Origin of the sequence: Amycolatopsis sp. VC5-11, from assembly GCF_037034185.1 — a bacterium.
Lineage (GTDB): Bacteria > Actinomycetota > Actinomycetes > Mycobacteriales > Pseudonocardiaceae > Amycolatopsis > Amycolatopsis nivea.
Map to the genome: position 1 here is coordinate 526,922 of NZ_JBAGKF010000002.1, position 23,190 is coordinate 550,111.

The following is a 23,190-nucleotide window of genomic DNA, read 5'->3' on the forward strand; positions in this document are numbered from 1 at the left end:
TCAGGAGGTGCGGGCGACATGGGCGCAGACCGCTCCGGCTCGGCAGGCTCGGCCCCGGCACGCTCGGCGCGCCGGTCCGCGGTGCTGGCTTCCAGCATCGGCACGCTGCTCGAGTACTACGACTATTACCTGTTCGGCCTGGCCGCCGCCGTCGTGTTCCCGGCCGTGTTCTTCCCGTCCGAGGACCCGCTCACCGGGCAGCTGTCGTCGTTCGCCACCTTCGCCGTCGGGTTCGTGCTGCGCCCGGTCGGCGGCATCGTGATCGGGCACATCGCGGACCGGTTCGGCCGCAAGAAGGCCTTGATCCTCACCATCGTGCTGATGGGGGTCGCCACGATTCTCATCGGGGCGCTTCCCGGATATCGCCAGATCGGCGTCGCGGCCCCGATTCTGCTGGTGATCCTGCGGCTGCTGCAGGGCTTTTCGACCGGCGGCGAAATGGGCGGCGCGATCTCGCTGGCCGTCGAGCACGCCCCGCCGCGCAAACGCGGTCTCTACGGGGCCCTGCTCCTTTCCGGGGCAGGAGTCGCGCTGCTCATTTCCTCCGGGCTGATGGCGTTGTTCGCCACGCTTCCCGACCGGGATTTCCTGGCCTGGGGCTGGCGGATCCCGTTCCTGCTCAGTTTCGTGCTGCTGGTCGCGGGCTTGATCATCCGGATGCGCGTAGGCGAAACGCCGGACTTCGAACGCGCGCGCAAGAAGGACGCCGGCGCGCGCATTCCGCTGGTCGCTGTGCTGCGCCGACCGCGCAATTTGATCTACGGCGTTCTGTTCGGTTTCGCCAACAGCATCGGCGGCTACGTCATCACCACCTACGGCGCGTCGTATATCAAAAAGGATCTCGGAATGCCCGCGTCCGTGGCGCTCACCGCGACCATGGTCGCCGCCGGCGCGCAGATCGTTCTCGCGCCGACGTGGGGTGCGTTGTCCGACCGGATCGGCCGGAAACCGGTGTTCCTCGGCGGCTGCATCGGGCTCGCCGTGGTGATCTTCCCGGTGTTCTGGTTGTTCGAGACGAAGAATCCGGTCCTCGTGGCGGTCGCGATGGTGCTGGGCTTCTCGGTGTTCGTGATGGCGATGTCCGCGCTGTCCCAGACGATTCTGTCCGAATTGTTCGACACTCGCTCGCGTGTCACCGGCGTCAACCTGGGATATCAGCTGACCGCGGTGCTCGGCGGCGGATTCGCGCCGTACCTCAGCGCGTTGCTGGTCGGCGCGACCGGCGCGGTGTGGGGCGTCGGCATCTACGTCATCGCCGGCTGCGTGCTCAGCGCGATCGCGATGCTGCTGTTGCCCGAACGCGCCGGGCAACCGTTGCCGGAACCGGCCGTTGAACCGAAAGCCGCGACAGTATGACCTTGCTGGGATACGTCAGCGACGAACGCTATCTCGCGCTGCCCGATGTCGCGGTCGAGATCAGCGCCCGCGATGCGCACTGGACCGCGCGCTCCACCGCGACCGGCGCGATCCACGCCGACGTTCCGCCCGGCAACTACCGCGTCACCCTCGCCAAGGACGGCTACGGCGCCAAACACGTCGACCTCGTGCTCGGAGCTGAACCGCACCAGTTCCGGTTGCTGTCCGATCAGATTTTCGGTTACCTGTGGCCGAAATGGGCCCGCAGCGGCGACGAAGGCGAATTCCGGATCCACAGCCCCGAGCCGTACCGCCTGAGCCTGTGGCGATACGGCGCGGTGGCCGAGGAAACCGCGCTGATCGGCTGGTTCGACGAACACGCGCCGCGCGCCACCGTGCAGGTCACTCCCGATGGCGACTACACGCAAACCGGCGTGCGGTTCAACGAAAAAGGATACGTCGATCCGTCCCACCGCCAGTACGTCACGGCTCCGGACCGCAGCGGCCTGTACTACTTCCACGTCGAAGGCGAATCCGGGGCCCGGTTTTCGTTTCCGTGGGTAGTCGCGCCGCGCCAGCCGACCGCGCCGATCGCCGTCGTCGCGTCCACGAACACCTGGAACGCCTACAACAATTTCGGCGGCCGCAGCAATTACATCAACGCCTCCGGTCTGCCTTCCGAGCCAGTTTTGGTGCCCCGCTTGGAAATGCCCCGCTACCTGGAGTCAAGCTTCAGCGAACACGCCCTGCCCGACGACGCGTACCCGCCGCTCTCCTTCGAACGCCCAGAACCGCTGAACCAGCTCAGCGCCGACGCCCAGCCGGAGGACCCGATCCGCGGCAGGCAACCGTGCCACCTGGCCGCCGCGGAATGGCGGCTGCTCAGCTGGCTGGAACGCAACGGCTACGAGTACGACCTCTACTCCGACGCGCACCTGCACGACGGCACTCTGCCGTTGGACAGCTACCGCACGTTGGTCCTGAGTACGCATCCGGAGTATTGGTCCCGCGAGATGTACTCCGCGGTCTATTCCTGGGTGCATGACCGCGGCGGGAAACTGGCCAACTTCGGCGGCAATGTCGCGGACTGCGAAGTGGTGTTCTCTTCGGACGCACTGCGCTTCCGCACCCAGGCAGTCGAGTCCAGTGCGTATGAGAGCCGGATGCACCGCACGTTCCGGCCGACGTCGGAGCTGTTCGGCGTGGTGTTCACCAGCGCAGGCGCGATGACCGGAGCGCCATACGAGGTCGTCGACCCCAGCCACTGGGCTTTCCGCGGCACCGGATTGGACAAGGGAGACCGGTTCGGCGTCCGAAGCCTGCACGAACGGTGTCCAGGCGGCGCTTCCGGACACGAAACCGACAAGACCGGCCCGCACAGTCCACAAGGGACTCACGTACTCGCCCGCGGCTTGAACCCCGGCGACGGCGGCGGCGAAATCGCTTGCTACGCCACGGCCAGCGGCGGCGAGGTGTTCTCCGTCGGATCGATCGCCTGGACGTCCGCCGTACTGGTAGACGACGGCGTCTCCGCGGTCACGGCGAACGTCCTCGACCGGTTCACCGGACGCTCCTGAACCCGGCGGCGATATCGTCAGCCACCTCGACGCCAAGTCCGGGCGCGTCGCCGAGCCGCACGGTCTGGCCGTCGCTGTTCAACGGCGTCTTGAGGATGTCGCGCTCGTAGTAATGCGCGCCGATGATGTCAGACGGAATCCGGGCCGACAGCCCAGGCGCAGCACACGCCGCGTGCAACTGGGCCGCCGCGCCAATGCCAAGCTCCCCATTGGAACCGAGCACAACGTCGAGCCCGAACGCGTTCGCGAGCTGTGCCATCGCCACCACGCGGCCCGGCCCGCCCGCCTTGCCGATGTACAGGCTGACCGCGTCCGCCGCTTCGGCCCGGATCACCGACACGAGGTCTTCCGTGCCGAACACACTTTCGTCGGCCACAATGGACAACCCACGCCCGCGCAACTCCTGCATCCCGGCCAGATCGCCAGGCGCCACCGGCTGTTCGAGAAACGCCGGATCCTGGTCGCGCATCAATTCAATCGTCCGGGCGGCGTCTCCGAGCCGGTAGCCGCCGTTCGCGTCCAGCCCGAGGAACGTGTCTGCTCCGACAAGCTTCCGTGCCTCCGCGAGCCGACGCGCGTCGTCTTCAGGATCGAAACCAATCTTGAGCTTATAACTGCGAAATCCGGCCGCGAAGGCTGACTGGTAGACGTCATGGAGCCGTTGCCCGCTGCCGCTGAGCGAACACTTCACCGGCACTGTAGTCCTCAATGGACCCCCGAGCGCCACCGCGAGCGGGACTCCAAGCATGCGCGCGTACGCGTCCCACAACGCCGTCGAAATCCCGGCTTTGGTGAACGGCGCACCGGCCACCGCCTCGTCCATGCGCCGCTCAAGATCAGCGACCGGAATGAGCGGCCGGCCGAGGATCGCCGGGGCAAGTGCCTTCTTGATGAGATACTCCGCCGTACCAGCGTCCTCGCCGCTCCACTGGAGCGTCGCACTGACCTCGCCTAGCCCGGTCGAACCGTCCGAAGTGGTCACCCGGACCAGGAGGAAGTCGGAATGGTCATGCGTCCCGCGAGCCCCGGCCACGACCAGTTCCGGCCGGACGACCGGGCTGATCGCGGTGACCTCGAGGTCGTCGACGGTGTTCACAGAAACTCGCGGAACTCGGCGAGAAACCGGTCGATCATCCGGATGTCCTCAGCGTCGAGCCGATGCGCGGGCGCGCGGCAGTACGGACTGCCGAAGAACCCACGGCGTACGGAGATCAGTTTCTCCGCCGCGATAATCCGCTCAGTGTCCAGCATCCAATAGGAAATGTAGGGCAGCAGCCGCCGATGCAACTCGTCGCCGCCCGCTTCGTCGCCGTCCTCGAACCGCCGCCAGATCTCGACGTAGATCTCGGTGAACGAACACCCCGGCTGCGTCCCGACCGCCCCGCGCCGGATCGCGTCCGGCAACTGCACGCCCGCATATCCCTCGACCGCAGGTATCGGCGGATCCCCAGCGGCCAGCTCGGCGATCAACGGCCCGGGCGGGCTGGATTCGACCTTGACCAGCTGCAGATTGGCATGCTTGGCGGCGATCTTGCGCAGCACATCCGCGTCAAGACTGGTCCCCGTTTCCTCGGGCGCGTACTGCAACACCACCGGAGTCGGCGCGACCGCGTCAAGCACCTCCCGGATGTGCTTGACCAGCGCTTTCCGGGACGGTTGCAGATAATGCGGCGGCAGAAGATTGATCAAGTCCGCCCCCGCGGCCACGACTTCCTTGGCCCGCTGCACCGCCAGCCGCGTCGCATGGTCCTGAACCGCGATAATGGCCAGGACATCCGACCGCGGGTTCGTCTCCGCCAGCAACACCTCGGTCAGCGTGTGCCGCTCGTCCTCGGCCAACTTGTAGAACTCCGAGGCGAAGCCAGGAAACATCACACTGCCGACCCCGGTCCCGAGCACCTGCCGGATGACCCGCCGGAAGCCGGAAACATCGATGTCGCCGTCGTCGGTGAAAGGCACCTCGAGAACGGGAGACACTCCGCGAATAGGCGTCATCGAATCCCCTTCTGAAGGCCGAGCGCGGCGACCGCGTCCGCGTGAATGATTCCCTCGATCAGTTCGGGCGAGATCTTCGGCAACGCAGTGCCCGCGACGATGTCGTTGACCCGCCGGATCCCGGCGATCGCCTCCGCGGTGGTGGCGATCGGAAAATCCGAACCAAGCAACAGCTTGTGCGGCACGCCCCACTCCTGCGCCGCGAGCAGTGATTCGTAACAGACCCAAGGCCGGAGGTAAATCGAAGACACGTCCGCATACACGTGCGGATGCTTGCGGATGGTCACCACAGTCTCGCGTCCCCAGGGATGGCCCATGTGCGCCATGACGATCCGAAGCTCCGGGAACTGCAGCGCGACCTCGTCGGTGACCAGCGGATACGTGTACCGCAACGGCGCCTGCCGGATCGGCGACGCACCCTGATGAAACAAGATCGGCAACCCATGCCGCTCGCAATAGCCGTAGAACTCCAACGCTTTCGGCCCCAGCGGATCGAAATTCTGATAATTCGGCCCGAGCTTCACCCCGACCAGCCCGAGCTCCCGGCACCGATCAGCCTCGTCGAACACGTCGGCCGCAGTGGGATTGACCGACATAAACCCAATCCGCCGCCCAGGGTCAGCCGTCACAAACGCCGCCGTAGCAGTATTAGTATCCTCCGCCCGATACGGCAGCCCAGTCGCCTCTTCCGGCTCCTCAACAGCAATGTTGAACACAATCGACAGATCGGCGACCTCGGTAGCTTTGTCGTAATCCGCCCAAGAATTCGTAGTGACCACAGCCCGGTCGGTCCGCCACCCTTCGTAAACGCGCCGCTCGTCCTCCGGCACCGCGGCCTGGTGGGTGGGAGTATGAGTGTGCACGTCCACGATCATGGCTTCACAACACCTCCGCCAGCTCGACGAACCGATCCGCGAGCCCGCTGGCGATCCTCTCGAACCACCGCCTGCCCCGATCCAAGGCAGCCAATTCAGGCCGGTCGGTATACCCGTCGATGCTCAGCCAAACCCGCTCGGAATGAATGTCCACATCAGACACGCTGATTGTTGCGGGGAACTCCCTCGCCGCCGGTTCTTGCACCAGCTCCCCGCGAACCGCCATCATCATCGAAGTCTCGAACGCGCCAGCATGCCCAGGCACGATGTCCTCCGGCTCGAGGACCCGCCAGTAGTCAGTGTGCGCCACCGCAAGCCCGTGCCGAGTCGACGCCGCACCAGCGAACGCATGACAGACGCCGACGTTGCCCCCGTGCCCGTTGACGATGACCAGCCGCCGCCCGCCCTGCACCGCGATCGACCGGGCGAGGTCGTCGAGCACCTGCAACAAGGTCTGCGCCGAAAGCGAAAGCGTCCCATTGAACGGCAAATGATGATCGGAAGCCCCGTACGGAATGGTCGGCGCGAGCAACAACGCCCGCCCAGCCCGCGGCGCCGCCAACTCGGCCGCCCGCTCGCACACCGCAGCCGCGAGAAAGCCATCGGTCCCAGTAGGCAGGTGCGGCCCATGCTGCTCAGTCGCGCCGATGGACACCAGAACGAGCGCCTCGGAAAGCACCCCGCGCACCACGGCGCGATCGGCCTGCGCCCAGCGCAACAGTGCGCCCACGACGTCTCCCCGATACTGCGGTTGGCCTATCTTCCGGTATTTCGTAGAAGTCTTCCTGATTCAGGAAGATAGTCGATCGGGGAGGGAGACGCAATGCCGTTGGCGTGACGACAAGAAGCGGCCCGGCCGCAGATGCGGCCGGGCCGTGGTGGCGCGGACTTACCGGTCAGCCGGATCCCGCAGCACGCGCAACGCAGGCTCTGTTCCGTTGGCGGGGCGGGTGATGGCGAACAGCCGCTCGCTGTCCGAGGTCCAGGCGAGTCCTCGTAGGGCGAGGACGCCGTCGCTTGTCGCGTCCAGGGTTCCCAGCGGCGCGCTGCCGCCCACCTTGTAGACGTAAACGTCGTCACGCGGGTTGCGGACACCGCCCGCGAGATACTTGCCGTCCGGCGACGCCGCGACGGAATTCGGGTACTGCCCGGTGTGATAGGCGCCGGCGCGGGTGAGGTCCTTGCTGTTGAAGGCTTCGACCGCGTCGCGCGAGCCGGAGGCGGTGTAGATGGTCTTGCCGTCAGGGGAGAGCGTGAGGTCGGCCAGATCGCTGCCGACGACCGCGCCTGACGCGCGGGATTCGAGTTTGCCCGCGGCTACGGCATAAACGTAGACCGACGATTGGCTGAGTTCCGCTTGCCCCGCGACGAGCGGACCGCCATCGCCGACCCTCGCACCCATAGTCAGCTTGGGCGGAATTGGCAAGCTTGGAAAAGCAGTGGCTGAGTTGCCAGGCGCACTGGAATCGGCGGGCCGCTGCGTCGGAGCTAGTGGGATTAGAGCTCTCCAGGAGTGCGACGGCCCGGGTGACAACGGCGGCAGTGGATCGGACGACTGGTCAGGTATGGATTGGTACAAGTGGAAACCCCAAGGTGTTCGTTCCTCGTGAACTCGCTGAACGGCTGCCGGGAGAGAGTCGCGAACCGTGGCAGGTGCGGAACTGTGGCGAGGTGGCGGCATGCTCGGCTGCAATTTCGCATGGTGCTAAGCTTGAGAATCTGGAAGTTGTATCCGTCCAGACGAACAATGGGATACTGAGACCGCCTTGTGAAAATTGCGCGCGTTGGCTGTATGGAGACAAATGAACGAGCGACCGTCGATCACATTATTGCGACAAGCTGGCTGGGCCCCCGGTCGCGATGTGGACAACTCGGAGGATTTGCGTTCCTTGGCCGAGGCTGGGCTGGAAGCGTTCCCTGCTGCCGCTAGTTTTCTTCGGGAGTATTCGGGTATTAGCATGCAATGGAAGAGGAGCGGCGGATTTCCAGATGAGATGCGGTTCTCCGCGGTCCGCGTGCTCGAGAGCTTCGACCCAAGGTGGGTTGCGAGCTACGCTGATCGCGCGAAAACAGCCCTGGTCCCGGTCGGGGAGGCCAGTAATGGATATCTAGTGCTTTTGCTCGGAAGGAATGGCCACTGGTTTGGCGGGTTCGATGATGCGTTCGGCGAGCTCGGCGGGGACGTTTTGACGTGCATCGATCGCTTGGTCACCGAGAATAAGTTCATGCGAGAGTTGTAATGATAGCTAGCTCGGCGCAGGCGACTGGCCTGTGCGGTCAACGCTAACGGGTGCCGTCACACCGCAAACCCCAACCGCCGTGAGACCTCCTGCCCAACCTGCACCACCCCACGCACCGCGGCCTTCCTCTTCTCTCCAACCAGTTGCCGCGCAAACCCAGTCACCCCAACGGCCCCTGCCACAGCCCCCTCGGCGTCGAAGAACGGCGCAGCAAGGCAGGCGATCTCAGCCTGCTCCTCCTCGCTCTCAATCGCATACCCATCCGCCCGCACCTTCGCCAGCAACGCCAGAAACTGACCCGCATCCGGAGCCGCAGCCTTAGGCCCAACCCCGCGCGAAAGGCGAGACAGCAACGGCTTCAGCTCAGCCTCCGGAAGATGCGCCGCGATAGCCCGACCCAGGGCGGTCAGATCGAACGGCGCGACCTTCCCCCGATAAGTGTCGAACTGGACGAACCCAGGCGTGGATGCCTTGGCGACATAAACCACCGAAGCGTCCTCCAAGATCCCCACATGCGCGGGCATCCCTAGGCTCTCCGCAAGACGTCGCAGGTCGGCTTGGACGAGCGAAGGCAGGTCGACCTTCCGCACCAACTCGATGGCCAAACCGTAAAGCCGCAGGGTGGGACGCCAGAAGTGGCTGCGCCCGACGACCCGCCGCACGGCATACCCCCGCTGCTCCAGCGTGTACGCGATCGACGCGCAGGTGGCGAGCGGCACCCCGGCGGCCTTCGCGAGGGCGGTCAGCGTCAGCGGCTCCTCAGCCCGCACGAGGGCTTCCAACACGGTCAGCGTCCGGTCCGCGGCCGGCGACGCTGCTTTGCCCGATGCGTCGCTCATCCGGCATCAACCTTTCGGATACCTGTAGTCATCTTCGGAACACGGTAGCGTCCGGTCAGCCGGCTGGCTCGATTCGCGCGATGGTCTCTTCGGCCCATGATCGGATGGTGTCGGCCTGGTCGGGGGTCAATTCGTCGAGGAAATGGCGGCGAATGTTGCTGCCGTGCACCACCAACGCCTCCTGGATGACCGAGCGGCCATGTGCGGTGAGGGCGATTCCGGTGCGCCGTCCGCTGGGGCCGCTGCGGGTCGGGGCGACCAGGTCGCGCGACTCCATCCGCGTCAGCTGGTGCGAGACCCGGCTCTTCTCCCAGCCGAGCGCCTCGACCAGGTCGGCGACGCGCGTTTCGTGGCCGGGCGTGCGCCAGAGGGTCACCAAGACACTGAACTCGGCCTTCGAGATGCCGCAGTCACGCTGCAGTCCGCGATCCAGTTCGCGGGTGAGCAGGCGTTGTGCGTGCACCCAGGCGTTCCACAGCTCCCAGTCGTCGGGGGTCATGAACCGGAAGCGTACCCGGGGAGTTGACTCATCAACTCCAGCGGCTCTAGAGTTGATGTATCAACTTTGGGGAGGGTTCATGCGGACATTGCTCCAGAACGGGACCGTGGTCAGTCTTGACCCGGCGATCGGGGATCTCCCGCGCGGGGACGTGCTCATCGAGGACGGGCGGATCGCGGCGGTCGGGCCCTCGATCCAGGCCGACGCCCAGGTCGTGGACGCCTCGGGCAAGATCGTCCTGCCGGGATTCGTGGACACCCATCGGCACACCTGGCAGACGGCGTTCCGCGGGCTCGGCGCGGACTGGACGTTCGCCGAATACCGCGAGGTCATGCACGAACGGCTCCGGCCCCACTACCTGCCGGAGGACGTGTATCTCGGCAACCTGCTGGGGCGGCTCGAAGCGCTGAACTCGGGCGTGACGACGATGCTCGACTGGTTCCACTGCTCCGACCGGCCGGAGCACGCCGACGCGGCGATCGACGCGCTCCAGGAGGCTCCTGGGAGATCCATCTTTTGCTACAGCGCGATGGACCCAGCCGACACCGTCCGCGTGCGGAAGCGGCTAACCGGCGACGAAATGGCCTTCGGGTTGCGTGGGCCGATGCTGACCACAATGGACACGACGGCCGCCGACGTCGCGTTGGCGCGGGAACTCGGCCTCAGGGTGAGCGTGCACATCCACCGCGCGGCCGGTGACTCGATTCCCGAAATGCGCGAACGAAAACTGCTTGACGACCGGACGACGATAGTTCACGGCAACGGTCTCACCGACGCACAGCTGGCGATCCTCGCGGACGCGGGCTGTTCGGTGACGGTCAGCCCGGACGTCGAGCTGAAGATGGGGATGGGATGGCCGGATACCGGACGGTTGCTGGCGGCTGGGATCCGGCCGTCGCTGTCCATTGACGACTGTCCGTCTGCTGGGGGCGACATGTTTTCGGCTATGCGTACGGCGTTTGCCGCGCAGCGCGGTCTCGACGGCGGTCTTGTCGCGCGCGACCTGCTCGAGTTCGCCACTGTGGACGGTGCCCGTACCTGCGGGCGTGGTGACCGGGCGGGCAGTATCAGTGTCGGGAAAAACGCGGATCTGGTGCTCATCGACGCGGAGGATCTGTCGGTGTTCCCGGTCAACGACGCGGTGTCCACAGTGGTCACAGCTGCGCATCCAGGCGTGGTCGACAGCGTCTTCGTCGGGGGCAAGGCGGTCAAGCGGGACGGCCGGTTGCTGGGAGTGGATGTGCCGAAGCTCAGGACCAGGCTGCTGGAATCTCGCGACCGGATCGCGGCGGCGGCCGGATTGGTGGTCGGGTGATAGTTCTGGAGACGGATCGGTTGCTGCTGCGGCGGTTCACCGAATCCGACTTAGACAATCTGGTGCAGCTCGACAGCGACCCGCAAGTGATGCGGTTTCTCACCGGCGAGCCGACGCATCGCGCCGAGATCGAACAAAAGGTGCTGCCCGGAATTCTCGCCGATTACGAACGCGGACCAGCCGGGCGATGGGCGGCGATCGAAAAGGCGACCGGCGAGTTCATCGGCTGGATTTCCTTGCAGCCGCCGGAAGACGGCAGTACGACGGAGCTGGAACTCGGCTACCGGCTGCGGGCGAAGGCCTGGGGTCGCGGGTATGCGACGGAAGGCTCCCGGGCGGCGATCCACAAAGGATTCACCGAGCTCGGCACGCGGCGGGTGTGGGCGCAGACGATGGCGGTGAACACTCCGTCGCGGCGGGTGATGGAGCGGTCCGGGCTGAAGTACGTCCGCACCTTCCACCTGCACTTCGACGATCCATTGCCAGGCACGGAACACGGTGAGGTCGAGTACGCGTTGACCCGCGAAGAATGGGTGGCCAACGGCCGGGGCTGAGCGCGGTGCAGGGGCAACACTCGTGCCCTGCCGTCCATACCGCCGGGTGAGCACGTACGACATCCTTTTCGTCCGGAATACACTCGCCGGGTGAGCACGTACGACATCCTTTTCGTCCGGAATACACTCGCCGGGTGATCAACCTCCTGCGGGTCTCGCGGGCTCGGCACGCGGTGTGGTTCCCCCTGCTCGGGCTGGTGTTGTTCGCCGGATCGCTGCTGCCGTCCCTGCAGACGTTCGGCACGCAGTTCGGCGGGCTGCCGTCGCGGCCGTTCGACGCGCTGGCCGTCGGAGCGGTCGCGTTGCAGTCGTTGTCGCTCGCCGGGTGCCGCCGATGGCCGATCGCGGTGCTCGCGCTGGTGTCGGCCGGGTTCGCGATCGACCAGTTGTGCGGTTACCACTCGTTCGCGGGCTCGGCGTTGCCGGTCGCGGTGCTCAACGCCGGCTGGCGGGCGGATCGGGGACGGCGCGCGGCGGCGATCGGGTTCACCGTGGCATATCTGCTGTTCGTGGCCGCGTTTCCGCTGCGTGGCGGCGGGGAATCGGCGGCGGGAGTGGCCGCGTTCTACCTGTCGCTGGTCGTCGTGTGGGGGATCGGGGCGTGGCTGCGCTCCACCCGCGCCGCGGAGGCCGAACGGCGCCGCCGGGTCGCCGAGGAAACGCGCGCGGCGGAGCGGGCGCGGATCGCTCGCGAGCTGCACGACGTCGTGACCCATCACGTGACCGCGATGGTCGTGCAGACCGAATCCGCGCGGTATCTCACCGGCGAGCGGCTCGACCAGACCCTCGCCACGGTCAGCGGCACCGGCCGCCAAGCCATCGCTGAGCTGCGGAATCTGCTCGACGTGCTCAACCCCGGCGCCCAGCCCGCCCTCGGGCTCGACACGCTGGTCGAGCAGACGCGGCGAGCCGGGCAGCCGGTGGAGTTCACCGAGGTAGGCGCGCCCGCGAACTCGGAGGTGGCGTACCGGGTCGTGCAGGAAGCGCTGACCAACGCCCTCAAACACGCGCCCGGCAGCCCGACTTCGGTTGAGGTCCGGCACGGCGAGGAGGACATCACCGTGGAAGTCCGCACCGAGAGCGAGGTCGACCTGGCGGTCGGCGGCAGCGGGCGCGGGCTGGCGGGGCTCCGCGATCGGGTCGGCGACGTCGGGGGAGACTTCGCCGCGGGGCGCGGCGAAAGCGGCGGGTTCTGCGTCCGGGCCCGGATTCCGGCGTGAGCGCGCCGTTGCGGGTCCTCGTCGCCGACGACCAGGTGCTGGTCCGCACTGGGCTGGTGACGATCATCGACGCGCAGCCGGACCTGGAGGTCGCGGGCGAATGCGGCGACGGGCAGGCCGCGGTCGAGCTGGCTCGCGAGCTGAGCCCGGACGTCGTCGTGATGGACGTGCGGATGCCGGTGCTCGACGGCATCACCGCGACCCGTCTGCTGGCCGGCTCCGACGTCGCGGCACCGGTGAAAGTGCTGGTGGTGACCAACTTCAACCTCGACGAGAACGTCTACCAGGCGTTGCGCGCCGGGGCTTCCGGGTTCCTGCTCAAGGACGCTCCGCCGGACCAGCTGCTGCACGGGATCCGGACCGTCGCGTCCGGCGCGGCGCTGCTCGACCCCGAGGTGACGCGCCAGCTCGTCGGCCGGTACGCCACCCGGATCCGCCCCGCTGCCGCGGATCCGGGCGACGTCCCGCTGGCCCCGCGCGAGCTGGAAGTCCTCCGTCTGGTCGCGGAAGGCCTTTCCAACAGCGAAATCGCCGCGGCGCTCGTGCTCAGCCAGGAGACCGTGAAGACTTACGTTTCGCGCATGCTCGCCAAACTCGGCGTCCGCGACCGGGTGCAGGCCGTCGTTTACGCTTATCGGCACGGACTGGTCGATTAACCCGCGACTCGCGCGGCGACGTCCTCGATTTCCCGCACGGCGACGTCCGGCTGATCCTGGTAAATGTAATGCCCGCTGGTTTTCGCGACGGTCAGTTCGCTGCGGCTGGAAAGCGCGAGCCACTTCACCTGGCCCTCGGTCCACGCCCGCTCCAATCCCGGACCGTACTGCGGCAGTTGCGCGAGATATTCCTTCCCGTGCTTGATCACCTCGACCGGAATGTCCCCGGCGGATTTCACGTCCGCGTCGGCGACGACCAGTTTTTCCGGGCTTTCGCCGTTGAAGACCGCCAGGGTCTGCGCGCGGAGAGCGGCCGCGTCCCCGGTGGCGTCGGCGGGGATTTCCCTGGTCAGGTCCGCGCCCTGGGTCGGCGAGGTGGCGTCCATCAGCACCAGGCCCTTGACCTTGTCCTGGTGGTCCGGGGCGTAGCGGGCGGCGATCAGCCCGCCGAGCGAATGCCCGGCCAGCACGACCGGCGAATCCGCGGCGAGCTGGCCGAGGACGCCGGTCAGCACCTTTCCGGTGGTCTCGAACGTCTGCCGGTCGGCGGGCTGGTCGCTGCCGCCCGCGCCGAGCCGGTCGTAGGAGCACACCCGGTTCTTCTTGCCGAGCGTTTCCTGCAGACTGGCGAATTTGTCCAGCGCGTCGCCGCCTCCGTGCAGCAGAACGACGACCGGTTTGCCTTTCTCGAGCGTTCCCGAACACGATACGTTCACCGATTTGCCGTCCACGGTGATTTTCTTCGCGCCGGTGAACGCGGCCTGGCTGACCGGTGCGCTGCTCGGTGCCGAATCCGCTTCTGTTTCCTCGTCGCATCCCGCCAGAAGCAGACAGGCCGCGATCACCGCCGCGGTTCCCCCGGCCTTGTGCATCGAATACCCCTTCATGCCGGAAAACGCTACTGATCCGGTCGGGCTAAAACGTCCCCGCGCGGTGGACACCTGCGGGTAGCTCTCCTGGGGGACACCGGAGAGCTGCTTTAAACTCCCGGTATGTCGTCGGGCGCCGTGCGAACCGGCCGGGGAGGGGCGGAGCGCGAGCCCGGGTCCCGGCTGGAGTTCGCGGTGCTCGGGCCGGTCCGCGGCTGGTACGGCGGGCAGCCGCTGGAACTCGGGCCGGTGCTGCGGACGACGATGCTGGTCGCGCTGCTGCTGCGGCCGGACGTCACGGTCAGCCGGGCCGAGCTGGTCGACCGGGTGTGGGGCGAGCATCCGCCGGAGAGCGACGGCGTGCCCGGCTACATCTACCAGCTGCGGAAATCCCTGGCCGCGGCCGGCGCGGACGCGAAATCCGTGCTCCGGACCGATCCAGGCGGGTACCGGTTCGCCGGGGCCGGCGTCGGGGTGGACGCGGTGCGGGTCGACGAGATCGCCGCCCAAGCCAAGAAAGCCGCCGCAGCTGGCTCGCTCGCCGCGGCCGCCGACGGGTACGGGCAGGCGCTGGCGTTCTACGAGGGCGTTCCGCTGGCCGGACTGCCCGGCCCTTTCGCCGAACGGGAGCGAAGGCGGTTCGTCGAACGCCGCGTCGGGCTGGTCGAGGGCCGGACGGACGCGTTGATCCGGCTGGGCGACTACGCGTCGGCGATCGGCGAGGTGACGGCGCTGCTCGCCGAGCATCCGGACCGTGAACCGCTGACCGGCCTGCTCATGCGGGCCCTTTACGGGGCCGGCCGGCAGAGCGACGCGCTCGACACCTGGCGCGAGTTCCGTGTCCGGATGCGCGATGAGCTGGGGCTGGAACCCAGCGAAGATCTGCGTCGCGTGCACGAGGCGGTGCTGCGCGGCGATGACGGAGCGCTCGGCGTCGCGGCGCGGCCAGCCACGGCGCCCAGGATCCGGGACGAACTGCCGCACGACGTCGGGGAACTATCCGGCCGCGACGACGAACTCGCCCGGCTCGTCGCGCCCGGAAGCGCAGTGTCCGCAGTGGACGGAGTGCCCGGGTCTGGGAAAACGGCGCTGGCGGTGCGCGCGGCCCAACTGCTGCGCGAGGAACATCCTGACGGCTGCCTGTTCGTCGCACTGCACGGGCACAGCACCAGCCGCGCTCCGCTCACGCCGGTGCGGGTGGTGCGCCGATTGCTGCGCTCGGCGGGCGTCAACGAGCAGAACATTCCGGATGACCTGGACGAATTGTCCGCGAACTGGCGCGCCGCCACCGCTCCGCTGCGCCTGGTTCTGGTGCTGGACGACGCGATCAGCGCCGAGCAGGTCCGCCCGCTGCTGCCCGGCGGAACCGGAAACCGGGTGCTGATCACCAGCCGTCGCCGACTGCCCGGTTTGGACGTTGAACGCCGGATTTCCCTGGGCCCCTTGACTTCCGACGCCGCCGCGGGCTTGCTGGGCCGGATCGTCGGCCCGGCGCGGGCGAGCCAGGAACGCGCGGCCGTGCGCGAACTGGCCAGCCTGTGCGGACGTCTTCCGCTCGCCCTGCGCATCGCGGGCGCCCGGCTGCAAAACCGTCCGATGTGGACCTTCCGCGACCTGGCGGACCGGCTCGCCGACGACACTGACCGGCTCGGCGAACTGACCGCGGAGGAACGCAGCGTCGAGGCCGCGTTCCGGCTTTCCTATGACCAGCTTCCGCCTAAAACTCAACGTGCCTTCCGCACCCTGGGCCGCGCGCCCGCGCCTGAATTCGACGAACTCGTCCTCGCCGCGATGCTCGGCTGTCCCCGGCGCGAGGCGGAAAGCGTGCTCGAAGACTTGGTCGACGCGAACCTGGTGCAAGCGCCCGCCGCGGGCCGGTACCGGATGCACGACCTGGTCGCCGTCTACGCGCGCCGCCTCGCCGCGGACGAACCCGACGTCGCGAGCGGACTAGGTGTCTACCTGCACGCCTGCCGCGCCGCGAGCGAATGGGGCGAACCTGGTTTCCCCAGCGGCCCGGCACCCACCGACTCGCCTTTCACGGGACTCGTCGACGCGTCGGCGTGGCTGGACCAGGCGGGCGACCTGGTGGAAGTCGTCTCGTCCGCAGTCGCCGCGGGCCATCCGGACTACGCGTGCTGGATCGCCGAAGGAGCCGTCGACTACCTCGTGCGCCGCATCCGGTACCGGGAATGCGTTGCCCTGCTGGAAGTTGCTCTGTCCGAAGTAGACAACGTGGCGGACCAGCGGATGAGCACGGCACTGCGGTTCGGACTCGGCTGGGCATACCTCGGGCTGGGCGATCCCGTCCAGGCGAGGGAATGGTGCGAGGAAGGCCTGCGGATCAGCCGGGAAAACGGCGACCGGCGAGAAACCGCACGGGGCTTGTGCGGACTGGGAATGGTCACGATGTTCGCCGGACCGCTGGACGAAGCGGAACAAGTGCTGACCGAGGCCCGGACACTGGCCGAGGAAGTGGCGGACAGCTGGTTAGTCGAACGTGCGGTTTCGGGCCTAGGGTATGTGCACTTCAAGCACGGCGAATACGAACGCTCGCTCGTCCGTTTCGCCGAATCGCGAGAAGTCGCGGTCGCAACGGGAAATCCGGCGATGCTGGGCCGGGCATCCAGCCACATCGGCAGCGTCCGCCTGCATCTGGGCCGCCCAGACGCGGCGGAACCCTTGCGCGAGGCAGTCGAATTGGCTGAGCGACTCGACGACCGGTTGTTACTGGTGAGTTCGCTTTCGCGGCTCGGTTCTGCGGAACAGGAATTGGGGAATCTGGATCTCGCACTCTCGTATCATCTGCGGGCACTGAGCGCGTTGACCGATCAGATGTCGCCGTGGGCAGAGATCGAAGTCCGAAACCGGCTTGGGGCTTGCCGCCAGGCGAGAGGCGAGGAGGCAGCGGCGCGGGAACAGTTCGCTCTCGCTGCGGTCCTCACTGAGGCGAACTGAGCGGCCGGGTTGGCGCGGCGGCCAACCCGGCCGGTCCACTGTCCACTCAGGAAGCGCGAATCGCCTCGATCTCAAGGACGAGTTCGATTTCCTTCGAGACCAGCAAGCCTCCCGATTCCAGCACCATGTTCCAGACCAGCCCCCAATCCTCGCGGTTGATTTTGCCGCGAGCGGAGAACACCGCGCGATCGTTCCCCCACGGATCGCGCGCGTGGCCGAGATACTCGACGGCGAGGGTGACCGGACGCGAGACGCCCTTGATGGTCAGGTCCCCGACCATGGTCGCCTCGGCGCCGGTCACGGTGACCGAGGTCGATTCGAAAGTGGCCCGCGGATGCTGTTCCACGTCAAAGAAATCGCCGGAACGCAGATGGTCGTCCCGGGTCTGATCTCCACTGTCCACAGTGGCCATTTCGATGACCGCGCGCACCGTGGTGTCCTCGATCTTCTCGCCGATTTCCACCGTGGCGTCCACCCCGGTGAACCGGCCGCGGACCTTGGTCAGCAGGAAATGTCTGCCCACGAAACCGACCTCGGCGTGCCCGGGGTCGACGTTCCAGGTCCCCGCGGCGGGAAGTTCCGTTCCGGCGACCACGCGGGTTGCGTCTGTCATGGCGTTTCCGTCCTTTGCTCTCAACGGCCGGATTCGGTCGGCAGTCCGGCCGCGATCCAGTCGGCTTTGCCCTCGTCGTAGTCGAAGACCTGGGTGTATCCGAGTTCCGCCAAATGCTTCGCGACGGTGGCGGAGTTCTGGCAAGGGGAGTCGGCGCAGTAGACGATCACCGCGGAGTCCTTGTGCGGCAACAAGGTCGGCGCGAGTTGCTCGACGTCGTCGACCGGCAGGTTGAGCGCGCCGGGCAGATGCGCCTTCGCGTAGTAGTCGGCGGGCAGCGCCTCGACGACGATCGCCGATCCCGCGTCGATGTGTTTCTTGACCTCGTCGCGCGTGATGGGTTCGACCATCGGTGCCTCCTCAGGATTTAAGTGCGTACGCACGCACTTTACTCATTAAGTGCGCCCGCACGCAATGACCTACACTGGGAGGCGTGAGCGACCCGAAGATCGGCCTGGACGCGTGGCGGGCGATGCTGCTCGCGCACAGCGCCGCGGTGCGAGCCATCGAAACCGACGTGCAGCGGGGCGGGACCGTGCCCCTGGCCTGGTACGACGTCCTGCTGGAACTGAACGCGGCCGGAAAGAAGGGGCTGCGGATGGCGGAGGTCGCCGAACGCGTGGTGCTCAGCCGGACGCGGGTGAGCAGGCTGGTCGACGAGATGGTCCGTGCCGAGCTGGTGACGAAGCGCCCGGAGCCGGACGACCGCCGGGTCAGCTGGGCGGTGATCACCGACGAGGGGGTCCGCGCGCTGCGCAAGACCGCGCCGGTCTACCTGGAGAGCATCGAGCGGCATTTCTCGGCGCACCTCAGCGATGAGGAAGCCGCGGTGATCGGGAAGGCGTTGCTGCGGGTCGCCGAAAGCGGGAAGCCTGGGCTAGCGAAATAGCGGCCGGGCACCGTGGTGAGGGAGTCCCTGCGGTTCAGGAGCCACCTGACATCGGCCGAGAGAGGCCTGTCGTCAGAAACCGGAAAAAGAAGTGAAGAAGATGTGCCCTCGGCAGGATTCGAACCTGCGACACCTGCCTCCGGAGGGCAGTGCTCTATCCCCTGAGCTACGAGGGCTCGCTTGCGCGACTGGACAGAGCCTAGCGCATGCCCCTTTCCGGCTGTGCACAGGAGGGGGCTTAACGCGGTAGCGTCGGATCGTCGACGCGGAGGGAGGCGGCGGTGGGCGCCGAGCCGTTCCAGGTCAGGGTGGCTGAGCAGGACATCGAGGACGTGCGGGCGCGGTTGCGGCGCACGAGGTGGCCGGAGGCGGAGACCGTCGGCGACTGGGCGCAGGGAGTGCCGCTCGGCTATGCCAAGGAGCTCTGTCGCAGCTGGGCCGAGGACTACGACTTCGGGTTCGCCGACCGGCTCAACGTCTTCCCGCAGTTCCGTCAGGAGGTCGACGGTCTCGGGATTCACTTCGTGCACCTCCGTTCGCCGGAGCCGGACGCGTTTCCGCTGGTGATCACGCACGGCTGGCCGGGGTCGGTGCTCGAATTCCTCGACATTCTCGGGCCGCTGACCGACCCGCGGGCGCACGGTGGCGATCCGGCGGACGCGTTTCATGTCGTCGCGCCTTCGTTGCCGGGGTACGGCTGGAGTGACAAGCCGAGCGAAACCGGTTGGGGCGTGCGGAAAATCGCGACCGCTTGGGATCAGCTGATGGTCTCGCTCGGCTACGACCGCTATGGCGCGCAGGGCGGCGACTGGGGTTCGGCGGTCTCGGGGGCGCTCGGCGAGGTGGCGCGGGAGCGGGTCGCGGGGGTGCACGTCAACATGGCGGCCGCGCCGCGAGGCGAGTTCGCGGACGAGACCGACGAGGAGCGCGAAGGGGCGCAGGCGGCGGCCGAGTTCCGGCGCACCGGCCAGGGGTATTCGGGGCAGCAGGGCACGCGACCGCAGACGCTGGGCTACGGACTGACCGACTCGCCGGCCGGGCAGGCGGCCTGGATCGCCGAGAAGTTCTGGGCCTGGACCGACAACAACGGTCACCCGGAGGACGCGGTCACCCGGCAGCAGCTTCTCGACGCGATCTCGGCGTACTGGTTCACCGCGTCGGCGACGTCGTCCGCGCGGCTCTACTGGGAGAGCTACCGCAGCTTCGGCGATCTCGTCACGGCGCCGTCTGGCATCTCCGTCTACCCGCGCGACATCATCCGCCCGTCGCGGCGGCAGGCGGAGCTCAAGTACACCGATTTGCGCTGGTTCGAGCGGCTGCCGCGTGGCGGGCATTTCGCCGCGATGGAACAACCGGCGTCGCTCGTCGAGCAGATCCGCGGGTTCTTCCGGCTCGTGCGCTGATCTTTCCCACCTCGCGGAACAGGGCTGGGGGAAACGCGTCACCAGGCGTTAGGGTGAAGTTAGGCTACCCTGTATTGCACATATGCGCATGTCACTATATATTCCTCTCGACACCGAAACTTGGGAGGCGAGCGATGGGACACGGGCACGGCCACGGGCACACCGCCGCTCCGGCGAGCGCGTCCGGCCGCTACGTCCGCGCGCTGCTGATCGCTCTCGCGGTCGGTGCCGGGTTCATGGTGCTGGAGTTCGCGGTCGGCTTCGCCACCGGTTCCCTCGCGCTGATCTCCGACGCCGCGCACATGTTCACCGACGTTCTCGGCGTCGGAATGGCGCTCGCCGCGATCGTGCTCGCCCGGCGCAGCGGGCCGACGCCCAGCCGCACGTTCGGCATGTACCGGGCGGAAGTCCTTGCCGCGCTGGCGAATGCCGTCCTGTTGTTCGGTGTCGCCGGGTATGTGGCCGTGGAGGCGATTGGCCGGATCACCGACCCGCCGGAGGTGCCTGGCCTGCCGGTGCTGCTCGCCGCGGCCGCGGGTCTGGTCGCCAACATCGTGTCGTTCCTGGTGCTGCGCTCGGGCGCGAAGGAGAGCCTGAACGTCCGCGGCGCGTACCTCGAGGTGCTGGCTGACCTCATCGGCTCGGTCGGCGTGCTGCTCAGCGGCGCGATCACGCTCACCACCGGCTGGCGTTACGCCGACCCGATCATCGGTGTCGCGATCGGCCTGTTCGTGCTGCCGCGCACCTGGACGCTTGCCCGCCGCGCGCTGCGGATCCTGTTCCAGCACGCGCCGGCCGGCGTGGACGTCGGCGAGATCAGCACCGAACTCGCCGCGCTGCCGGGTGTCGCGGACGTGCACGACCTGCACGTGTGGACGCTGACCTCGGGCATGGAGGTCGCGTCGGCGCACCTGACGGTGAAGGCCGACGCCGAACAGTCCACTGTGCTCACCAAGGCGCAGGACCTGCTCTCGGTCCGCTACGAGATCAAACACGCGACGCTGCAAGTCGAGGGACCGCAATGCGCCCGCCGGTGCACGGAGCTGTCCTGGTAGACCGGGGGCTATGCGCAAGGACTTCGACCCCGCACAGCTGGCCCCGAACGCCTTCTACCACCTGATGACCGCGACCGTCGTGCCGCGGCCGATCGCCTGGGTGTCGAGCGTTTCCCGCGACGGAGTGGACAACCTCGCGCCGCATTCGTTCTTCACCGTCGCCTCGGCCGCGCCCGCGGTCCTGCAGTTCACCTCGGTCGGCCGGAAAGACACCCTGCGCAACGTCGAGGCGACCCGCCAGTTCGTGGTCAACCTCGCGCCCGAGCCGCTGTTCGAGCAGATCAACGCCACCGGCGCGGATTTCCCGCCGGAGCTGAGCGAATTCGACGAGGCCGGGCTGACCCGCGAGCCGAGCCTCAAGGTCCGCCCGCCGCGAGTGGCGGAATCACCGGTGGCGTTCGAATGCGAACTGCACAGCACGGTCGGTTTCGGCCGCTCGACGGTGGTGTTCGGCCGCGTCGTGCACCTCGCGGTCAACGAGGACGTCCTCGACGGCGACCACCCGCTGATCGAGCGCCTGCGGCCGCTGTCCCGGCTGGGGCGCGACGAATGGGGAACGCTGGGCGACATCAAGGAGCTGGCGAGGCCCACCTACAAAAACTTGTGAGCGCCCGTCCCGGCCAGAACCGCGACAGGCGCTCACGAGCGGAGGTCAGGAAAAGGGCAGCGGCTGCGCGCCCCGCCCCTTCAGCATGAGCTTCATCTGGTCCATTTCCGCGCCCTGCGACACCAGCATGCTGCGGCACAACGCCTTCACCGCGTCGTTGGACGTGTGGTCCTGCGCGTACTCGGCCATCGCGACGCCGCCCTGGTGATGCCGCAGCATCAGCTGCAGGAACTCGACGTCCAGCGCGCGGCCGGACAGCGACCGCAGTTTCGCGAGGTCCGCGTCGGTGGCCATGCCCGGCATCGGCGCGCCGCCCGCCGGGCTGCTGGTGGGCATCTGCATGCCCGCGTGGCCCATCGGCTCGGTCATCCACGTCATGTACGCGCCGGTCGCCTGCTCGGGCTGGTCCCACAGCATGAGCCAGCCCTTCATCCGCCCGACCTGCTCCGTCTGCGTGCGCTCGATGTCGAACGCGAGCTGGCGGATCTCCGGGTCGGTCGAGTGGTCGCGCGCCCAGCCGGCCATGGTGACCGCCTGCAGGTGGTGCACCGACATGTCCTGGGCGAACCCGACCTCGACCGAACCCGCGCCCGGCGTCGCGGGCACCGCGTCGCTGCCGTCGGTGAGCCGCGTCGCGAAGACCCCTATCGCGGCCCCGACCAGCAGCACCGCGATCAGCGTCCCGCCGATGACCACCCACCGCGACCAGCCGGTCCGTTCCGCCGGAGCGGACTCCTCGGCGAAGTCGGCGGAGGGGGAGGCGGAACGGGCGGTTTCGACGCCGCCCGTCTCGGCCTGGTCAGCGTGGTTTTCGGAGCCCACGGTCACTGCCCGGCCGGCGGCGTCCCCGGCATGCCCGGCTGCTGCTCGGTCTGGGCTCCGGTGCTGCCCTTGTAGTCCATCGGCTTCGCGTCCTTGCCCGGCTTGCTCGGGTCGAACTTCGGCGGGTTGCTCGGGTCGAACATGCCCTTGCCGAGCGCGTCGCACGAGGCGCCGATCTCCGGGTACACGCCGTTCGGGTTGGTCCGCAGCGCGGCGATGAACTGGTCGATGCGCGGGTCGTCGGCGCTGTCCAGCTTCAGCTGGTGGCCCCACGACTGCAGCGAGATCGGCTTGTCCAGGCCCGGGTACGGCGACATCATCATGTACGGCTTGCCCTTGACCCGCGCCTCGAGCAGCGGGATCTGGTCGCCCTTCACCTTGTCCGGGTTGTAGGCGATCCACACCGTGCCGTGCTCGAGCGAGTGCACCATGTTCTCGTTGCGCACCGCTTCCGGGTACACGACGCCGGTGCAGGTGGCCCAGTAGCCGTCGTGCGGGCCGCCGAACGGCGGGCTCTGGTCGTAGGCCACCCGTTCGGTGGGCAGGATGTGCACCGATCCGGTGTATTGCTTGATGACGACGCCGGGGATCTTCTTCGACGGGTCCGGGTTGCTCGCGGTCGGCGCGAAGGAGGCGGCCGCCTCGTCCCGGGCGGCCTGGTCGCGCTTGGGCGCGGAGGCCTGCAGGTAGTAGACGATGACGCCGGCCAGCAGGGCGACCACCACGACGACGCCGATGATGGTGCCCCAGGGCGTGCGCTTGCCCGCGACGACCGAGCGGTTCTTCGCCGCCTTCACCGCGGACGCGCCGGAGCCCTTCTTCTTGGTGGTCCCGTTGGCCATGATTGC

General features: G+C 67.7%; 24 protein-coding genes and 1 tRNA gene. 12 read left to right on the plus strand and 13 right to left on the minus strand.

Annotation, left to right across the window (positions count from 1 at the left end; translation table 11 throughout):
- The first annotated feature begins 18 nt into the window (after positions 1 to 18).
- Complete coding sequence (locus WA670_RS09785; RefSeq protein WP_336157553.1) at positions 19 to 1,356, plus strand: MFS transporter; 1,338 nt, start codon at positions 19 to 21, stop codon at positions 1,354 to 1,356.
- Positions 1,353 to 2,933, plus strand: coding sequence for a carboxypeptidase-like regulatory domain-containing protein (locus WA670_RS09790; RefSeq protein ID WP_336157554.1), 1,581 nt, complete (start codon positions 1,353 to 1,355; stop codon positions 2,931 to 2,933). The genes WA670_RS09785 and WA670_RS09790 overlap by 4 nt, the downstream gene beginning before the upstream one ends.
- On the opposite strand, the gene WA670_RS09795 is transcribed toward WA670_RS09790, so the two are convergent.
- The 5 genes from WA670_RS09795 to WA670_RS09815 form a co-directional block, all read right to left on the minus strand.
- Positions 2,917 to 4,029, minus strand: coding sequence for a mandelate racemase/muconate lactonizing enzyme family protein (locus WA670_RS09795; RefSeq protein ID WP_336157555.1), 1,113 nt, complete (start codon positions 4,027 to 4,029; stop codon positions 2,917 to 2,919). The genes WA670_RS09790 and WA670_RS09795 overlap by 17 nt on opposite strands.
- Entirely contained in the window at positions 4,026 to 4,928 is a 903-nt protein-coding gene (locus tag WA670_RS09800; protein WP_134728196.1) for a dihydrodipicolinate synthase family protein, read from the minus strand. The genes WA670_RS09795 and WA670_RS09800 overlap by 4 nt, the downstream gene beginning before the upstream one ends.
- Complete coding sequence (locus WA670_RS09805) at positions 4,925 to 5,803, minus strand: amidohydrolase family protein (RefSeq protein WP_037816935.1); 879 nt, start codon at positions 5,801 to 5,803, stop codon at positions 4,925 to 4,927. The genes WA670_RS09800 and WA670_RS09805 overlap by 4 nt, the downstream gene beginning before the upstream one ends.
- Positions 5,804 to 5,807: 4 nt before the next feature.
- Positions 5,808 to 6,521 (minus strand): creatininase family protein, encoded by a 714-nt coding sequence (locus WA670_RS09810; protein WP_336157556.1) that lies wholly within the window; start codon positions 6,519 to 6,521, stop codon positions 5,808 to 5,810.
- Positions 6,522 to 6,692: 171 nt separating this feature from the next.
- Positions 6,693 to 7,205 (minus strand): WD40 repeat domain-containing protein, encoded by a 513-nt coding sequence (locus WA670_RS09815; RefSeq protein ID WP_336157557.1) that lies wholly within the window; start codon positions 7,203 to 7,205, stop codon positions 6,693 to 6,695.
- Positions 7,206 to 7,605: 400 nt separating this feature from the next.
- On the opposite strand from WA670_RS09815, the gene WA670_RS09820 reads away from it, so the two are divergent.
- A complete protein-coding gene (locus WA670_RS09820) occupies positions 7,606 to 8,043 on the plus strand; it encodes an SUKH-3 domain-containing protein (RefSeq protein ID WP_336157558.1) in 438 nt (145 codons plus the stop codon).
- A gap of 56 nt (positions 8,044 to 8,099) precedes the next feature.
- On the opposite strand, the gene WA670_RS09825 is transcribed toward WA670_RS09820, so the two are convergent.
- Both WA670_RS09825 and WA670_RS09830 read right to left on the minus strand, forming a co-directional pair.
- A complete protein-coding gene (locus tag WA670_RS09825) occupies positions 8,100 to 8,882 on the minus strand; it encodes an IclR family transcriptional regulator (protein WP_037816931.1) in 783 nt (260 codons plus the stop codon).
- A gap of 55 nt (positions 8,883 to 8,937) precedes the next feature.
- On the minus strand, positions 8,938 to 9,381 hold the full coding sequence (locus WA670_RS09830) for a MarR family winged helix-turn-helix transcriptional regulator (protein WP_238604452.1): 444 nt from the start codon (positions 9,379 to 9,381) through the stop codon (positions 8,938 to 8,940).
- Positions 9,382 to 9,460: 79 nt separating this feature from the next.
- On the opposite strand from WA670_RS09830, the gene WA670_RS09835 reads away from it, so the two are divergent.
- The 4 genes from WA670_RS09835 to WA670_RS09850 all read left to right on the plus strand — a co-directional run bounded on the left by WA670_RS09835 (position 9,461) and on the right by WA670_RS09850 (position 13,126).
- Complete coding sequence (locus WA670_RS09835; RefSeq protein ID WP_336157559.1) at positions 9,461 to 10,696, plus strand: amidohydrolase family protein; 1,236 nt, start codon at positions 9,461 to 9,463, stop codon at positions 10,694 to 10,696.
- On the plus strand, positions 10,693 to 11,250 hold the full coding sequence (locus tag WA670_RS09840; RefSeq protein WP_336157560.1) for a GNAT family N-acetyltransferase: 558 nt from the start codon (positions 10,693 to 10,695) through the stop codon (positions 11,248 to 11,250). The genes WA670_RS09835 and WA670_RS09840 overlap by 4 nt, the downstream gene beginning before the upstream one ends.
- Positions 11,251 to 11,384: 134 nt before the next feature.
- Positions 11,385 to 12,470 (plus strand): sensor histidine kinase, encoded by a 1,086-nt coding sequence (locus WA670_RS09845; protein WP_134667309.1) that lies wholly within the window; start codon positions 11,385 to 11,387, stop codon positions 12,468 to 12,470.
- Positions 12,467 to 13,126, plus strand: coding sequence for a response regulator (locus WA670_RS09850; protein ID WP_134667310.1), 660 nt, complete (start codon positions 12,467 to 12,469; stop codon positions 13,124 to 13,126). Before WA670_RS09845 ends, WA670_RS09850 begins: the two co-directional genes overlap by 4 nt.
- On the opposite strand, the gene WA670_RS09855 is transcribed toward WA670_RS09850, so the two are convergent.
- Positions 13,123 to 14,013 carry an alpha/beta fold hydrolase gene (locus tag WA670_RS09855; protein WP_240690828.1) on the minus strand — a complete coding sequence of 297 codons (891 nt, stop codon included), beginning with the start codon at positions 14,011 to 14,013 and terminating at the stop codon, positions 13,123 to 13,125. The genes WA670_RS09850 and WA670_RS09855 overlap by 4 nt on opposite strands.
- A 105-nt stretch (positions 14,014 to 14,118) precedes the next feature.
- On the opposite strand from WA670_RS09855, the gene WA670_RS09860 reads away from it, so the two are divergent.
- Positions 14,119 to 16,953 carry an AfsR/SARP family transcriptional regulator gene (locus tag WA670_RS09860; protein ID WP_336157561.1) on the plus strand — a complete coding sequence of 945 codons (2,835 nt, stop codon included), beginning with the start codon at positions 14,119 to 14,121 and terminating at the stop codon, positions 16,951 to 16,953.
- A 46-nt stretch (positions 16,954 to 16,999) separates the two neighbouring features.
- On the opposite strand, the gene WA670_RS09865 is transcribed toward WA670_RS09860, so the two are convergent.
- Together WA670_RS09865 and WA670_RS09870 are read right to left on the minus strand one after the other, a co-directional pair.
- Entirely contained in the window at positions 17,000 to 17,566 is a 567-nt protein-coding gene (locus WA670_RS09865; protein ID WP_336157562.1) for a YceI family protein, read from the minus strand.
- A 20-nt stretch (positions 17,567 to 17,586) separates the two neighbouring features.
- Positions 17,587 to 17,916, minus strand: coding sequence for a rhodanese-like domain-containing protein (locus tag WA670_RS09870; protein ID WP_037816916.1), 330 nt, complete (start codon positions 17,914 to 17,916; stop codon positions 17,587 to 17,589).
- An 83-nt stretch (positions 17,917 to 17,999) separates the two neighbouring features.
- Between WA670_RS09870 and WA670_RS09875 the strand changes: the two genes are divergently transcribed.
- Positions 18,000 to 18,455 carry a MarR family winged helix-turn-helix transcriptional regulator gene (locus WA670_RS09875; RefSeq protein ID WP_238604459.1) on the plus strand — a complete coding sequence of 152 codons (456 nt, stop codon included), beginning with the start codon at positions 18,000 to 18,002 and terminating at the stop codon, positions 18,453 to 18,455.
- A 103-nt stretch (positions 18,456 to 18,558) separates the two neighbouring features.
- Here WA670_RS09875 and WA670_RS09880 read toward each other — a convergent pair.
- Positions 18,559 to 18,631 (minus strand) — tRNA-Arg (locus tag WA670_RS09880).
- Positions 18,632 to 18,736: 105 nt separating this feature from the next.
- Here WA670_RS09880 and WA670_RS09885 point away from each other — a divergent pair.
- From WA670_RS09885 to WA670_RS09895, 3 genes are all read left to right on the plus strand, one after another.
- Positions 18,737 to 19,858, plus strand: a complete 1,122-nt coding sequence (locus WA670_RS09885) for an epoxide hydrolase family protein (protein ID WP_336157563.1) — start codon at positions 18,737 to 18,739, stop codon at positions 19,856 to 19,858.
- A 134-nt stretch (positions 19,859 to 19,992) separates the two neighbouring features.
- Complete coding sequence (locus WA670_RS09890; protein ID WP_037817392.1) at positions 19,993 to 20,913, plus strand: cation diffusion facilitator family transporter; 921 nt, start codon at positions 19,993 to 19,995, stop codon at positions 20,911 to 20,913.
- 10 nt (positions 20,914 to 20,923) lie between these two features.
- Positions 20,924 to 21,520 (plus strand): flavin reductase family protein, encoded by a 597-nt coding sequence (locus WA670_RS09895; RefSeq protein WP_336157564.1) that lies wholly within the window; start codon positions 20,924 to 20,926, stop codon positions 21,518 to 21,520.
- A 45-nt stretch (positions 21,521 to 21,565) separates the two neighbouring features.
- On the opposite strand, the gene WA670_RS09900 is transcribed toward WA670_RS09895, so the two are convergent.
- Together WA670_RS09900 and WA670_RS09905 are read right to left on the minus strand one after the other, a co-directional pair.
- A complete protein-coding gene (locus WA670_RS09900; RefSeq protein WP_238608256.1) occupies positions 21,566 to 22,216 on the minus strand; it encodes a DUF305 domain-containing protein in 651 nt (216 codons plus the stop codon).
- 128 nt (positions 22,217 to 22,344) lie between these two features.
- Positions 22,345 to 23,184 (minus strand): DUF3105 domain-containing protein, encoded by an 840-nt coding sequence (locus WA670_RS09905; RefSeq protein ID WP_037817394.1) that lies wholly within the window; start codon positions 23,182 to 23,184, stop codon positions 22,345 to 22,347.
- Positions 23,185 to 23,190: the final 6 nt, after the last annotated feature.

Bases quoted from the DNA above. Each gene is read 5' to 3' on its own strand.
- WA670_RS09835 (WP_336157559.1), top strand. From the start codon at position 9,461: ATGCGGACATTGCTCCAGAACGGGACCGTGGTCAGTCTTGACCCGGCG.
- WA670_RS09895 (WP_336157564.1), top strand. From the start codon at position 20,924: ATGCGCAAGGACTTCGACCCCGCACAGCTGGCCCCGAACGCCTTCTAC.
- WA670_RS09805 (WP_037816935.1), bottom strand. From the start codon at position 5,803: ATGATCGTGGACGTGCACACTCATACTCCCACCCACCAGGCCGCGGTG.
- WA670_RS09905 (WP_037817394.1), bottom strand. From the start codon at position 23,184: ATGGCCAACGGGACCACCAAGAAGAAGGGCTCCGGCGCGTCCGCGGTG.
- WA670_RS09820 (WP_336157558.1), top strand. From the start codon at position 7,606: ATGAACGAGCGACCGTCGATCACATTATTGCGACAAGCTGGCTGGGCC.
- WA670_RS09855 (WP_240690828.1), bottom strand. From the start codon at position 14,013: ATGAAGGGGTATTCGATGCACAAGGCCGGGGGAACCGCGGCGGTGATC.
- WA670_RS09800 (WP_134728196.1), bottom strand. From the start codon at position 4,928: ATGACGCCTATTCGCGGAGTGTCTCCCGTTCTCGAGGTGCCTTTCACC.
- WA670_RS09830 (WP_238604452.1), bottom strand. From the start codon at position 9,381: ATGACCCCCGACGACTGGGAGCTGTGGAACGCCTGGGTGCACGCACAA.
- WA670_RS09790 (WP_336157554.1), top strand. From the start codon at position 1,353: ATGACCTTGCTGGGATACGTCAGCGACGAACGCTATCTCGCGCTGCCC.
- WA670_RS09785 (WP_336157553.1), top strand. From the start codon at position 19: ATGGGCGCAGACCGCTCCGGCTCGGCAGGCTCGGCCCCGGCACGCTCG.
- WA670_RS09865 (WP_336157562.1), bottom strand. From the start codon at position 17,566: ATGACAGACGCAACCCGCGTGGTCGCCGGAACGGAACTTCCCGCCGCG.
- WA670_RS09860 (WP_336157561.1), top strand. From the start codon at position 14,119: ATGTCGTCGGGCGCCGTGCGAACCGGCCGGGGAGGGGCGGAGCGCGAG.
- WA670_RS09815 (WP_336157557.1), bottom strand. From the start codon at position 7,205: ATGGGTGCGAGGGTCGGCGATGGCGGTCCGCTCGTCGCGGGGCAAGCG.
- WA670_RS09825 (WP_037816931.1), bottom strand. From the start codon at position 8,882: ATGAGCGACGCATCGGGCAAAGCAGCGTCGCCGGCCGCGGACCGGACG.
- WA670_RS09870 (WP_037816916.1), bottom strand. From the start codon at position 17,916: ATGGTCGAACCCATCACGCGCGACGAGGTCAAGAAACACATCGACGCG.
- WA670_RS09890 (WP_037817392.1), top strand. From the start codon at position 19,993: ATGGGACACGGGCACGGCCACGGGCACACCGCCGCTCCGGCGAGCGCG.